This window comes from Longicatena sp. 210702-DFI.1.196, assembly GCF_020563125.1.
GTDB lineage: Bacteria > Bacillota_I > Bacilli_A > Erysipelotrichales > Erysipelotrichaceae > Longicatena > Longicatena caecimuris.
Window position 1 is genome coordinate 25,828 of sequence record NZ_JAJCPX010000004.1, and the last position, 14,032, is coordinate 39,859.

The following is a 14,032-nucleotide window of genomic DNA, read 5'->3' on the forward strand; positions in this document are numbered from 1 at the left end:
ATGTGAAAATACCGTCTTATGTATAGATTCCTCTTGCGAAATTCTGCTGTTTTTAGACAAATGTCATCACTTCTCTAGTTCATCCTCTAATCCCAGACAATGTTTGCGAATCACATGGCGTGCAGCGATATGATCGCCAATCCAAGGTTCTCGTCCAAATTCACGATACATAAAAACCTCATCCCCTTTTCCAAGGATAAGTACTGTATCGTTGACATTTGCGCTTTCAATCGCCTGGCGAATAGCCGAATAACGATCCTCGATAAAAATGTTATTGGTATCCTTGATACCACCTTTGATTTCATTTGCAATATCCCTTGGGTTTTCATCTCGTGGATCATCTTCCGTTAGAATAATGCTATCGCAATAGCGATCAGCGATTTCTCCAAACACCTTACGTTTTTTCGTATCACGTTTACCGGCGGAGCCAAATACTGCGATAATTGCATTCCCATCCGGCGTAATGCTATTGGCAAATTCAAAAACCTTTTCCATTCCATCAGGCGTATGAGCAAAATCTACAATCACATTGAAAGCCTGACCCTCATCAATGCGTTCCATACGGCCATCTACCTGTGTTAATTCAGATAAATAAGGAACAATTTCTTTTAATGCAACGCCGCTTTCACACATTGCCGCGATTGCTCCTAGCAGATTATAGATATTATACATAGCGACTAAATTGGTCGTAATTGTATAGGTTTCTTCATGATGAATCAAATCAAAGGTTGATCCATTCGTGCCAATATGGATATTATCACCACGATAATCGGCATCAGCCGTCACACCATAAGATACGATATGTGCTTTACAGCCAGCCACCATTCGTTTAGCAAAAGGATCATCTACATTTATAACGGCCACACCGTCACTCTTTAATTGTAAAAACAATTTGTGCTTAGCTTCAAAATAGTTTTCAAGTGTTCCATGGAAATCCAAATGATCGTATGTCAGATTCGTAAATACGGCTACATCGAAATCAACACTTTGTACGCGCCCCATCTCTAAACCATGTGAACTGACTTCCAGCGCAACTGCCTGCATGCCATAATCAACCATATCCTTCATGGAATGATGTATTAAAATCGGATCTGGTGTAGTTAGACTGGGCGGCATCGTGACATCGCCATAACTGATGGAAATCGTTCCAATATAACCACAAGGTTTAAAATGTGAGTAGACATCTTTAATGATGCTAGTAATCGTACTCTTTCCATTGGTACCGGTCACTCCAAATACCGTTAATTGATGACTTGGGTGTCCATAAAATTTGCTAGCCACCATATTTAAAGTACGATTTACATTTTCGACTTTTATATAGGCTACTCCTTTGTGCATGGTTTCAATGTCTTTCGCATGAACGATGCATACTGCACCTTTCTCGACAACTTCTTCAACAAATTGATGACCATCAAAAGTCATACCATCCATGCAAAAATACATATCCATAGGCTGAATTTTCCGTGAATCCGTACATAAGCCGCCGATTTCAATATCCGGTGCATTTTCAAATAGCAGAGACAGTTTCATGAGGTACCTCCTTGACGTCGCAGGCGATAAGCTTATCGTCTATATAAGAAGTGATGACAACCTGTTTCATCTGATGCAGCGCTTTTACATCCATTGAACAATATACCTCTAAATATTCACTGGTATGTCCAAAGAGCATGCCATCTTTTTCTTTTTCAAATAATACAGACACTTCTTTTCCTACAAATTTCTGTTTATAAGCAGTATATAACGCTTTTGAACATTGCGCAAGTCTTGCCGCACGTTCTTTCTTTATTTTATTTTCTAAATGCCCGCTCATTGTTGCTGCCACTGTATGATCACGACGAGAATAAGGAAAGATATGCAAAAAGCTTAATTCCATCTGTTTGATATTTTCCATTGTATCAACAAATTGTTCTTCACTTTCCTGAGGAAATCCTACAATGACATCGCTGGAAATACTAATATCAGGCATAAGAGAGCGGATATACTTCACACGTTCTTTAAACCATTCTACATCGTAAGGACGATGCATGTTCTTCAATACTTCATTATTGGCAGACTGTATCGGGATATGCAAATGGCGCGCGATTTTGGGTTCCTTTTGCATAAATGTCAATAATTCATCACTGATTTCATTCATTTCAATACTGGAAATACGAATACGCCGCAATCCCTTTACTTCTTTACACATCCGTTTCATTAGCTGCGTCAGATTCGTATTTATGTCTCTTCCATATCGACCCGTATGAATACCGCTTAAAACAATTTCCTGATGACCGCTGGCACATAAATCTTGTGCAATCTTAATAACTTCATCCTCTGGTAAAGAACGTTCTGCCCCACGGGCATAAGGAATGATACAATAACTGCAAAATTGGTTGCAACCATCTTGGATTTTTAAAAAAGCGCGCGTCTGATGTTCAAAATGTTGAATCGGCAAAGCTTCAAACACGCGCAAAGCACGAACATCATGTATTTCATTGACCTGTTTTTCTCCTTGCAAGGCTTTTTCAATACGATCAGCTAATGTTCTTTTGCCATCACTACCGATTAAAATATCAACATGTTCTTGTTGTTCTAACTGTTCTTTAGCGGTCTGTACATAACAGCCGACAACAGCAATCAAAGCATTTTGATTCAATGCTTTTGCTTGATGTATTTTCTGACGAGACTTACTACCTGCCGTGTTTGTCACTGCACATGTATTAATGATATAGACATCTGCTTTTTCCTTAAATGATACTTGTTGATAGCCCTTTGCCAGCAAAGCACTCTCATATCCCTGTGACTCATAGGTATTCACCTTACAGCCAAGTGTAGCAATCGCAAATGTTGTCATGATTCTTTCTCCTTCGTTTTTTTCTTTAATCGTTTATGCTGGTACTTTTTTAATTTTTTCTTAAATCGTTCATTTACGATTGGATATTCCAGCAAAAACATGAATAATGCATCCTCATCTTTTTTTAATAGTGCTTTCGCAATTTCAAAACGCATAGCTGCAGGACATTCTTTCTGCTTTGGATCTAATGAAAAGGTAGATACACAAACATCTTGTCGATACACATAAAATCGTTTTGTCAATGGATGATATAAAACATAATCCATGAGCCCTTCGGTTGCACACACCTCGCAGCTACTAAAACCGTGTGCATAGCTTTCATAACCATACATATGTGGAACTACTTCGTTTGCACAATTACGGATAAACGTATGATATTGTTTCAAATCCAACAAGACAATTTCATCTGTATAAAGATGATTAAAACGTGGTGAGAAACACGGCATATAGATTTCTTTATCCTCATATGTGAAATATTCTAATGCTTCTTTTTGTTTTGCTATTTCCAAATTCATTTGTTGTTTTCGTTCTATATAAGTCAAATCATACCAATAGTCAAACATTTGAACATACGTATCAAAAAAGACATCTTCAAATTTACGTTTGTTCAGCAAGGAGTGATATAACATTTCCACATAAAAACAATCACTGTCACTTTTCAAGACACATGGGATATTGTATTCCTTCACCAAAGCACGCATTTTATCGAGTTTCTTTTTATATGATTTAAAATCAAGCAGTTTCTTATCAAATTTCTTATTTACCAGTTGTTCCAGTGTTTTCATGATGATCACCTGCCATTTCATAAAAGAAGGATATGCAGGCAAGTAAACTTAATGCGGCAGTTTCCGCACGCAGGATACGTGCACCTAAAGATACCCTATGAAAGCCAACTTCTTCTAATTGAATAACTTCATCTTCACTGAATCCGCCTTCGCATCCTACCACGATAAATACCTTGTGGGGTGCCGGATATTTTTGCAGCACTTCTTTGACATGCGCACTTTTTACATCTGCACGCTCATAGGCGATCAGCTTTACATCGGCATCTTCACTTGCTTTTATCAATTCAGCAAAACTTTTTGGTGAATCTAGCGCAACAAGTGTTGAACGTTTGCATTGTTCGCAAGCCTCTTGCAAGATTTTATTCCAACGCAATCGTTTTTTATCCACTTTTTCATCTTTGGTTTTCACAACGGTCCGACTGCTTGTAAAAGGAATAATTCGCTGTACACCTAATTCTGCACTCTTTTGTAATAAGAAATCCCATTTTTCTTTTTTAATCAGCCCTTGTGCCAGTATCATATCAACAGGCGTACGGGTGTGATCTTCCATTTCTTCATCCACACATGCAAAAACCTTATGATCACGAAATACCACATGGGCATAATACATATGCCCCTTTCCATCAGCTAAGCGAATAATTTCATCTGGTTTCATGCGCATGACATGTTGTATATGATGCGCTTGTTCGGGTTCCATCTCTACAAGATCGTGTACCTGTAACGGTTTATGTAAAAAGTATTGCTGCATAACTTCACCTCATAACTAATAAATAATACAATATTTTTTTAAATCTTACAATTCCTATTCACTCAAGCTCATGAAAAAACAGTGGAATCCACTGCTTATCGACTCTTCATCTTTCCTTTCGTGGCAAGTGAGCGCAACTGCGCCACCTCGAAAGGTTTTAATATACGATACTCTCCTTGGCGCAAATCGCTGCACTTTAAAAAGGCCAATTCTTTTCGGTGTAAACGACGTACCTCATAGCCCAATGCTTCCATCATTCGTTTGATCTGGCGATTTCTTCCTTCATATATCGTCAAATCAAAACTACATTGATTTTTGGCAACATCCTTTTCTGTCAGCTTAAGCTTCGCCGGTAATGTCTTTTTCCCATCATCTAAAACAATACCTTTTTTGATCTGGATCATTTCTTCCGGTGTCAAAATACCGTTAATTGTCAGATTATACACCTTTGGTATATGATAGCGTGGATGAATGATTTCATTAGCGAATTCTCCATCATTGGTTAAAAGTAAAACACCACTTGTATCATAATCCAGACGCCCTACCGTAAAAATACGTTCTTTACATGGAATCAAGTCAATAACGGTCGTACGATCAAACTCATCATTGCTGGTGCACATTGTTTTTTTTGGTTTGTTCATTAAAAAATAAACTTTATTTTCCTTTTCAATTGGATTTCCATCCACTTCTACTACATCACCGCGTTTTACTTTGTATCCCATTTCTGTGATAATATCCCCATTTACACACACTCTACCCTGTGCAATCATCTCTTCCGCTTTTCTTCTTGAGGCTATGCCAGCTTGTGCAATTACTTTCTGCAAGCGTTCCATGCTACCACCGTCCGTTTCTTCCTAGTTATTTTACATGATAACCTTATTTTTGCAAAGCTTTATTTTCATTTTGTTTAATACGCAGCAGATTATCTCCCATAACTTTTACCATACTGGAAAAAAAGCTGATCAACATTTCCTGAAGAACCTTTCTGGTATCCTCATCTAATTCACTAAAACCTTTTAAAATCACCAGCATATTTTTTATGTTGGTAATAGACAAATCTTTTATCGTATTCGCATTGGTTCGTGATAAAACATCATATATCGCATCCACTGCCAATGCTCGCTGGCTATCTTCCATGTGCGACAGCCACTGTTTTAAAGCATGGTCAAAGAGTTCACTGGAGGCCGTTATAGATTGCAGATAAATGAAATCTGCACCTTCTAATTGCCAAGAATATGGATCATGCTGCCAAAGTGACAATTGATTGCTTTGTATGACGTGATAAGCTTCTTCATGCTGTAAAAGCATACCGACAACGCTCGATTGTGGGACATATGTATAAATGCGTGGTAAAATGCGTTGAAAAGACGCCTGCTTTATGATTGTCTTATCAAATCCAGGACCATCCATATTGTATACCCCTGCAATACGATCTTGCAGTGCTTCATTAGCAAAGGCACTGGCATAAACAGCAAGATTGCCTCCTTTTGAATGTCCGCAGATATATAAGCGTCCCTTATAATGCTCGCTAATCTGCTCCACGTATTCCAAAGCATCGTGCTGTGAAGGTATCACAGGTAAAAAACTCATATTAAAATCTTCTTTCCAGCCCACCAATGTGCTGTCTGTACCACGAAAAGCAATACATATATCTCCTGTTTCCAATAAAAAGCTCATCGCACAAAATTGTTTTTGTTGCTGTTCATCAAAGCGTGATACATAGCGAAAGATTTTAACCTCTCCATATCGTCTGCTTTCTGCCATCTCAGATAATATACGTTTATCATTTTCTACCCTTGCTTGTTGTAAGTCAATGTGTAATTTTTGATAGGCCTCATTTACCTGCCGTAAAGACAGTGGAGCGCTTGTCTCATTTAACAACGCATCAAAGCGAACATACGATAAACAACAAAAAGCTAATGCGTCTAAATTACGAAAAGCATCTTGCCTCATCGTCAGATCTTTACGCCATGTCAAATATGTGAAAATCGAATCTTTCTCCATATGCTCACTTCCTAACCGCCTTCCTATGTATTTTAACAAAGATTTTGTTATCTGTCACTTTGAAAAGACAGCGTTTCACGCCGTCTCAGCCAAAAAACCATACTGTTAAAAAAATCGCCATCGCAATGCCGGCAACATCCGCAAGCAGCCCAATGGGCAATGCATTCTTTGTTTTTTTAATGCCGACACTGGAAAAGTATAAAGTGATGACATAAAATGTTGTATCTGTAGAACCTTGGATAATACTCGCCATGATTCCTTGTAAAGAATCAACTCCACAAGTTTTAAAAATATCGACAAGCACTGCTAAAGAGGCATTACCAGAAATCGGGCGAAAAAAGACCATCGGCCATATCTCTTTAGGAATTCCTTCAATATAGGTAGCAATCCCATTACAAATAACTTCCATTAAGCCACTTTCTCGCAATAAAGTAATAGCACACATCATTGCTAATAATGCAGGATAAATATCACTAAACAAAAAAATACCATCTTTTACACCTTCAATAAATGAATGATACGCATTTACACGACGCAACAAAGCGATTACACAGATGAAAAGAACTAGTAATGGAAGAATATAAGAAGTGTTAATCACGATAATTCCACCACCTATCCACGCATAGCCCTACAAATGAGGCAAAGCAAGTTGAAAGAATGGCGAACGGCATAAATCCCGTAACATCTAAAGAATGGAAAGAGGAACGCATGGCAATAATGGTCGTACTTAATAAAGTAACGCCCGCTGTATTTAAAACCAGAAACGTTACCATCGAACGGCTGGCTTCTTCTTTATGGGGGTTATGTTGTTGCATACCTTGCATCGCTTTTAAACCCATTGGTGTAGCTGCTGAACCTAAGCCTACCATATTCACGATTACATTGCTGGCAACATATCCCAATGTTTCGGCATCATTCTTTAAATCAGGAAATAAGCGTTTTAAAATCGGATGTGCCAATTTTTCTAAAGCCGCTAAAATTTTAGCATCTCTGGCAATATATAACATACCATTCCAAAATGCTGTCACACATAACAATGGTACAACAAAATCAAATGTTTCTTTTCCAACGCTGACAAACACCGCATTAATTACATCCACCCGTCCATTGCAAAGGCAATAAAGAACAGTGATGCAGATAATCAACAACCATATGACATTCATGAGAAAAGCCCACCCTTCTTATCCCTTACTTTTTTATAGGGAAAATTATAGACTTGCTGATTGTTCCCATTACGTATTTCTATAATGAATTCTTTATCTTCAAAATGCGAGCTTACCATAAGCTTTGCTTGTTCCTTTTGAGTAATGGTAACAGCGATATCCTCAGGTATGCAGATTTGTTTATGATCTATGACATATTTTCCTTTGGCCAGGATAGGAATTACCTTAATCTCATCGAAAGCTTTGGTGTGCTTTTGCTCATGAAAAGTAAAGTCATCTCCCATACCAAGCGTAACGATGACATTTTCAACATTTTCATGCTTCGCTGCGCTGATCAAAGTCCTTCCAGCTTTCTTCGTAAATCCTGTTTTCCCGGCGATAGCAAAAGGATATTCAAATAAGAGTTTATTTTTATTGCGCCAGCGATAGTTCCATTCACTCGTATAATACTTGGTTCCGCTTATTTCACGAAAGGCAGGGTTTTTCATAGCATAAGACATCAGCAATGCCATGTCATATGCACTGGACAAATTGCCACCATCTTCTTCATCTAAACCACTGGGATTTGCGAAATGTGTATCTAGCATACCGATTTCTTTTGCCTTTTCATTCATCATCTGGACAAATTTTTTTTGTGTCTTACCAATATGCAAAGCGATTTCTAAGGCTGCATCATTACCACTCCTAAGCATTAATCCATATAATAACGAGCGCAGCGATACCTGTTGTCCTTCCTTTAAATAAATCATGGAACCATATGCCTGTTTTAATTCCTTCCCGGTTTTCCATGTTGCATTTAAATCACCTTTTTCTAATGCAAGTATCGCTGTCATCACCTTCGATATGCTAGCAACACTTTGCACCTTGTGCATATCCTTTTCCTCTATGACTGTATTATCTGCATCACTCATCACACAATAAGATTGCCCATGCACAGTTTCTAAGTTGATTATCAGGCACAAGAAAAAGCAGAGCAGTTTTTTCATTCTCATCACCTGTTGAAGTATATGTTAACCAGATGCTTTTCATGCTCTTCTTAGATAATAGAATTCGCTAAACATAAAACGAAAAAACGTCGTATAGTCATAAAAATCATCGCTATAACTACCCTATAAAGAATGCTGTCAACATACCTAATCCACAAATATAAACTTAACTTTTTTAGATGATAATTATAAATCGACAGCATAAATGTATAAAATCATTCATCTTACCCTTCTTAATCACCACATGAAAAGAGGAGCCACGCATGCTCCTCCTTTCTCTATTATGCCATATCCCATCGTTTCTCTTCGATTTCCTTTGATATGACACTCCAAGGTACTTTGTTTGTTTACTTACAAAGCCTTTTGCGTTTTCCATTTTCTCATTCTTTACTCACTCATTCAGCTTTATTTTCAACAGCCTGTGTTATCTGCGACTACCTTATCTCCTGACTTCCTTATTTCGCATATGTCCTTATCCATAGTTCTAAGTATCATCAGTTTTGTCGTTTACCGGCTTCCCTTGGCTCTTACAGGATGCCACTACGCGCTGATCTTGTATATGATCGTTTTTTTATTATGTGCGACATATCTCTCATCAGTTTCATGAACCCTTCCTGTGATAAGCTTTTTTTCATACCTTTCTTGGTACATCTTTACTATATACTTAGGTGTTTTATCTGTAAATCCTTCTGGCAAAATAGGAAGCTTATTGGTAAAATCAGTAAAAAAGAGAAATTATTCAAACAATTCCTCATCTCTTTCTTCTTTGAATTCCGGAAGATCCGGCAATTCTTTTAAACTTTCTAACTTAAAGGTATCCATAAATTCTTCTGTTACCTCATAGAGAAATGGTCTACCTGGTGCATCTGTTCGGCCACATTCTTTAATCAGATTACGCGCCAACAACTTACGTACCATCATATCACAATTGACACCACGAATTTCTTCAATTTCAACACGTGTAATCGGTTGCTTATAGGCCACGATTGCCAAGGTTTCTAACGCTGCGCTAGATAAAGTGGACATTTTCGTAGATGAAAATAGCCGTTGCGCATATGGATGAATAGACTCTTTTGAAACAAATTTATATACACCACCAAAGCGTACCAATTCTATACCATGTGTGTTCTCAAGATATGCTTTCATCATCGTGTCTAATGTTTCTTCTAATTCTTCCTTACTGACTTCTTCTAGACAATCTAAGAGTTGTTCCATCGTTATGCCTTCATCTCCACTCAGAAACAACAATCCTTCCAATATTGGTTTCAAATGCTCATGCATATACAACTTCTCCTTTGATAATCCAAATTACATCTTGCGCATCAAGTGTAAATGTGATTTCTTTATGTTTAATTAAATCCAAAACTGATAAAAAGGTCACAATAACCATATGCAAACTGTCACAATCACTACATAAATCTTCAAAGCTCATTTTACCAACAAAATCACGGAGCCGTTTCTTAATTTGGACGACGCGTTCATCCAGCGATAACTCTTTCACCGTCATTCTGGTTTCCAAAGGATGTGATAATGCCATACGTCTTAAAACACGATTCATAGCCTTAATCAAATCATAAGGATTACCATCAATTTCTGCTTCCGTAACCGTATGTACCCATTTATTGGTTTCTTCACTTATCGGCTTGCTCATCATCAACTGACGTTCTTCATATTTCTGTTCAAACTGAGCACTTACCTCTTTGTAACGCTGATATTCCAATAGACGTTTTACTAGCTTTTCGCGTTGATCCTCTTCATATTCTTCCTCAATCACTACTTTTTCCCTTGGCAATAGTTTCTTACTCTTATACTCCAAAAGTCCTGCTAACTCAGCTAAATACTCGCTGGCAACTTCTAGATGCATGGATTCCATCGCATTTAAATATTGCAGATATTGATCTGTTAAGATATTCATATCCAAATCAAACAAATCCAATTTATTATCTTTGATCAGATGCAGCATTAAGTCCAAAGGACCTTCAAACTGATCGATCATGATCGTAAATGCCATGAAATCACCTCGCGCTTAATTATATCAAAAAAAAAGCGGAATGAGTAGAAATATTTTTATATGCTTTAGATTACCGGCATTATGTCGAATGGCAAGTGAAAAATCACTTTTCATATGAATATGAAAATATATTCTTTTTTAACGCCATTATCCTTAGCAATTAAGCAATAAGATCATGGATAAGCAACCCTTTCTGTCTTAATTGGGTTATGGAAATATATCAAAATAGCATTTCATCCTACACATTACACCTTACATAAAAATTTGTAATAGCGATTAAAAAGCTGAAATCACTTAACGATTTCAGCCATTTTCATGTATATCGCATCATTTCTTCACCTGATATTAACACTGAATTTAAGATGATCGCAATCCATCCCCTGTTGCTTATAAAAATGATGAGCATACTTGCGAGATTGTTTGCTAGAAAGTTCTAACTGTATACAAGACTGCTGTTTTGCGAACGCAAGCGCCTGTGCAAACAATGTACTGCCATACCCCTGCCGTTGTTTATCTTTTTTGACGATGAGTTCTTCTATCATAGCGATGTTGGCACAATGATGTAAATGATAGAGTATCCGCAAAGATACATAACCAATAATTTCTTCATCATTTGTTAAGACCCATGCCTTCATACTTCTGTCCTTGCGTTGCATCGCAAATCCTTTCAAAAATAAAGCCTTATTCAACTCTTTATTTTCTAATTCACAAAGCAATTCATATACAGGCGTTTCATCCCCTGACATTACTTCCCGTATTTCCATCATGCTCACCTCAAATTAAGTATATCATATTTATTTTTTTCTCGCTTTATTTACGCGAATCGGAGAACCAAATAAGATACGACTACATTCTTTATATGAGAATGGTATCAATGGATATAAATAAGGAAATTTAATCGTTTTCGTAGACATTAAAACGACAATATGTAGAAATACCCCGAAACAGAAGCCAGTTTGTCCAAAGAATAAAGCTAATGCGCCAATAAAAATACGGAATACTTTATTAGCCAATGATAACTCATAAGATGGAGTTAACAGATTGCCAATGTTACACAACGCCACCATAATTAGAATTTCTTTGGTATAGGCACCTAGCTCTATTGCCATATCCCCTAATACAAAAACAGCGATAAAGCTCATGATGCTCGATAAGATCGTCGGTGTATGGATGAGCGATTGCCGTATCCATTCCACCACAATATCTGCCAAAATAATTTGAAAACCAAATGTAAATAAGTGTACATTTTTCATAGGTAAGTGCAGCATGGTTGGATTTTGATCTATGACAAGGGCTATCCATAATGGCAACAAGTATAAGGAAAACAGAATGCCAATCAGGCGTAGGATACGTGTAAAAGATGCGACAATAGTCGTTTGTGTATACTCTTCAATTTGTTTCGTTTGTTCAAAAAAGGTGGTAGGTAAAATAACGGCTGTCGGAGCATTATCCACCAAGGCAACCAAATATCCTTGCAATAAGTGAATAGCACAGATATCCGGACGTTCTGTATAGCGAACATGTGGATATGGATTTAAAGTTTTTCCATATAACTGTTCAACTAAATTACGCTCACTTAAAATTTCTGTTTCACTCAATTGTTTCATTCGTGTTTCAAAATCGTTGAGCACATCTGGATCTACTAGATGTTTGATATACACATAAGCAACATCTGTGCGTGTTTTTACTCCTTCTTTATGCATAATGACACTAAGGCGAGGATCACGGATGCGCCGACGAATTAGGCCGACATTCAAAATGACATTTTCAACAAAACCATCATGTGCTCCGCGCACGCTTCTTTCAACACTTGGTTCTGCATTGCTACGCGATGGATAATGTCTTGTTTCAATGCAAAAATAATATTGAGAACTATCCAATAATACTAAGCACTGCCCACTAAGCATGTTAATTACTGCTTTTTTTGGGTCCTTCACCTTTTCCACCGAGCCAGGATAAAAGGTCAGTTCCACATGGTTAGTTGCCGTTATCGTCAAGCCTTCTACCAGATTGGAAATCAGTTGACTATCCGATAAAGAAGAAAGAAAAAGCAAGATCGCATCATGTCCTTCAATCTGCAAATGCCGTTTTACAACATCAAAGGAATCAGACAACTCTATCGTTAACTGTTGTAGGCGTGCTTGTAGCTGTTCCTTCATGATTTTGGTTTGCACAAAATAGCTACAAAGAAAGCAAACAAAATACCACTCGTGATACCGGCAGCAGTTAAATCAAACATGCCAAGTAAAATACCGAGCAGTCCTTCTTTTTGGGCCTGTGCTAATGCCCCATGAATCAAACTATGTCCAAAACTAGTAATAGGAAGACTTGCCCCCATACCAGCAACCTTTAACAGCCAATCATAAATACCAAAGGTGTCCAAAGCTGCTCCGATAGCCACAAATAAAGAAGTGATATGTCCGGCCGTTAATTTGGTATGATCATATAAAAGTTGTCCTGCTAATGAAATACCGCCACAGACTAAAAAGGCATAGACAAAAACCATATCATTCACTCCTTTCGTAAACGATGCCATGAGCAATACAGGGAATCGTTCCTTTTTGTTGTACAGCGACGGGTGATAATAAAGCACCCGTTGCTAAGACCATGATACGATGATATTCCCCTTGTTCCAAACGATTTAACAAATCACTCATAGATACACACATGCTGCATGCACAACCACTACCACCACAAAACACATCCTGTTTACTATTATCGTAGATCATCAATCCACAATCAGATAACCGATTATCTATTTCATATTGTTCCTGCGTTAATAAGTCCGTTAGAAACGCAAAGCCAACTTGCGATAAATCACCGGTCACAATGCGATCAAAATCGGTAATCTTTTGCTTACTCTCTTTTAAATACGTCGTCAACGTATCATAAGCAGCTGGAGCCATCGCTAATCCCATATCATTCGCATCGGTGTGATTCCAATCAACAATCTTACCAGGAACAAAAGCAGTGACTTTGATGTTCGATGGCTTTGTGCCTAAGACAATAGCACCGGCGCCACAGACAGTTGTCGTTGTCGTATCTTTTTTCTGTATGCCATATTCATTAGGAAAGCGAAATTGACGTTCTGCTGCAGCTGTATGTGAGCTGGTAAAAGCCATTGCATGAGATGCCATATGATGTTCTATCCACATGGCCGCAGTGCCAATGACCAATGAACTTGTAGCACATGCTGCATACATACCAATAAAAGGTACATGAAGATCTTTCGCAAAATAATGCGAGCTCATTAACTGATTCAATAAATCGCCACCTACCAGCACATCCAAATCAGAAACTTGGAGCTGCGCTTTTCGTAAAGCAATATCACTTGCGTCATATAATAAACGACGTTCTGCTTTTTCAAAGCAATCTTCACCACAGTAGGTATCTTCATAACATTTATCAAACTGCTCTGCTAATGGACCTTTTGCCTCAACAGGGCCACCTACGGCAGAGCGTGATGTCACATAGACATCATGAAATTGAATAATTGCCATAA

15 protein-coding genes are annotated in these 14,032 nt (G+C 37.8%); all 15 read right to left on the bottom strand.

The genetic code is table 11. The features are described 5' to 3' along the window. Positions 1-66: 66 nt before the first annotated feature. The 15 genes from LI241_RS03025 to spoVAD all read right to left on the bottom strand — a co-directional run bounded on the left by LI241_RS03025 (position 67) and on the right by spoVAD (position 14,030). Positions 67-1,530: a UDP-N-acetylmuramoyl-L-alanyl-D-glutamate--2,6-diaminopimelate ligase gene (locus LI241_RS03025; RefSeq protein WP_008688384.1), complete on the bottom strand. Its 1,464-nt coding sequence runs from the start codon at positions 1,528-1,530 to the stop codon at positions 67-69. Next, on the bottom strand, positions 1,508-2,833 hold the full coding sequence (gene mtaB / locus LI241_RS03030) for a tRNA (N(6)-L-threonylcarbamoyladenosine(37)-C(2))-methylthiotransferase MtaB (protein WP_008688382.1): 1,326 nt from the start codon (positions 2,831-2,833) through the stop codon (positions 1,508-1,510). The genes LI241_RS03025 and mtaB overlap by 23 nt, the downstream gene beginning before the upstream one ends. Then, positions 2,830-3,618 carry a hypothetical protein gene (locus LI241_RS03035; protein ID WP_008688380.1) on the bottom strand — a complete coding sequence of 263 codons (789 nt, stop codon included), beginning with the start codon at positions 3,616-3,618 and terminating at the stop codon, positions 2,830-2,832. The genes mtaB and LI241_RS03035 overlap by 4 nt, the downstream gene beginning before the upstream one ends. Further along, positions 3,590-4,366, bottom strand: coding sequence for a 16S rRNA (uracil(1498)-N(3))-methyltransferase (locus tag LI241_RS03040; protein WP_008688379.1), 777 nt, complete (start codon positions 4,364-4,366; stop codon positions 3,590-3,592). The genes LI241_RS03035 and LI241_RS03040 overlap by 29 nt, the downstream gene beginning before the upstream one ends. Positions 4,367-4,461: 95 nt before the next feature. Then, positions 4,462-5,199 carry a pseudouridine synthase gene (locus LI241_RS03045; RefSeq protein WP_008688376.1) on the bottom strand — a complete coding sequence of 246 codons (738 nt, stop codon included), beginning with the start codon at positions 5,197-5,199 and terminating at the stop codon, positions 4,462-4,464. Between the two features lie 43 nt (positions 5,200-5,242). Then, positions 5,243-6,370 carry a DUF2974 domain-containing protein gene (locus LI241_RS03050; protein ID WP_008688374.1) on the bottom strand — a complete coding sequence of 376 codons (1,128 nt, stop codon included), beginning with the start codon at positions 6,368-6,370 and terminating at the stop codon, positions 5,243-5,245. An 85-nt stretch (positions 6,371-6,455) separates the two neighbouring features. Further along, entirely contained in the window at positions 6,456-6,968 is a 513-nt protein-coding gene (locus LI241_RS03055; RefSeq protein ID WP_008688372.1) for a spore maturation protein, read from the bottom strand. After that, entirely contained in the window at positions 6,961-7,533 is a 573-nt protein-coding gene (locus LI241_RS03060) for a spore maturation protein A (protein ID WP_008978415.1), read from the bottom strand. Before LI241_RS03060 ends, LI241_RS03055 begins: the two co-directional genes overlap by 8 nt. Beyond that, positions 7,530-8,519, bottom strand: coding sequence for a D-alanyl-D-alanine carboxypeptidase family protein (locus LI241_RS03065; RefSeq protein ID WP_008688369.1), 990 nt, complete (start codon positions 8,517-8,519; stop codon positions 7,530-7,532). The genes LI241_RS03060 and LI241_RS03065 overlap by 4 nt, the downstream gene beginning before the upstream one ends. A gap of 735 nt (positions 8,520-9,254) precedes the next feature. Continuing rightward, positions 9,255-9,800: an SMC-Scp complex subunit ScpB gene (scpB, locus tag LI241_RS03070; protein ID WP_008688367.1), complete on the bottom strand. Its 546-nt coding sequence runs from the start codon at positions 9,798-9,800 to the stop codon at positions 9,255-9,257. Further along, positions 9,793-10,530 (bottom strand): ScpA family protein, encoded by a 738-nt coding sequence (locus LI241_RS03075; RefSeq protein ID WP_008688365.1) that lies wholly within the window; start codon positions 10,528-10,530, stop codon positions 9,793-9,795. Before LI241_RS03075 ends, scpB begins: the two co-directional genes overlap by 8 nt. A gap of 335 nt (positions 10,531-10,865) precedes the next feature. Beyond that, positions 10,866-11,294, bottom strand: coding sequence for a GNAT family N-acetyltransferase (locus LI241_RS03080; protein ID WP_017144655.1), 429 nt, complete (start codon positions 11,292-11,294; stop codon positions 10,866-10,868). Positions 11,295-11,324: 30 nt separating this feature from the next. Further along, a complete protein-coding gene (locus LI241_RS03085; protein WP_008688361.1) occupies positions 11,325-12,689 on the bottom strand; it encodes a spore germination protein in 1,365 nt (454 codons plus the stop codon). Beyond that, positions 12,686-13,036, bottom strand: a complete 351-nt coding sequence (locus LI241_RS03090; protein ID WP_008688358.1) for a SpoVA/SpoVAEb family sporulation membrane protein — start codon at positions 13,034-13,036, stop codon at positions 12,686-12,688. The genes LI241_RS03085 and LI241_RS03090 overlap by 4 nt, the downstream gene beginning before the upstream one ends. Position 13,037: 1 nt before the next feature. Then, positions 13,038-14,030, bottom strand: a complete 993-nt coding sequence (gene spoVAD / locus LI241_RS03095) for a stage V sporulation protein AD (protein WP_008688356.1) — start codon at positions 14,028-14,030, stop codon at positions 13,038-13,040. Between the last annotated feature and the right edge of the window lie 2 nt (positions 14,031-14,032).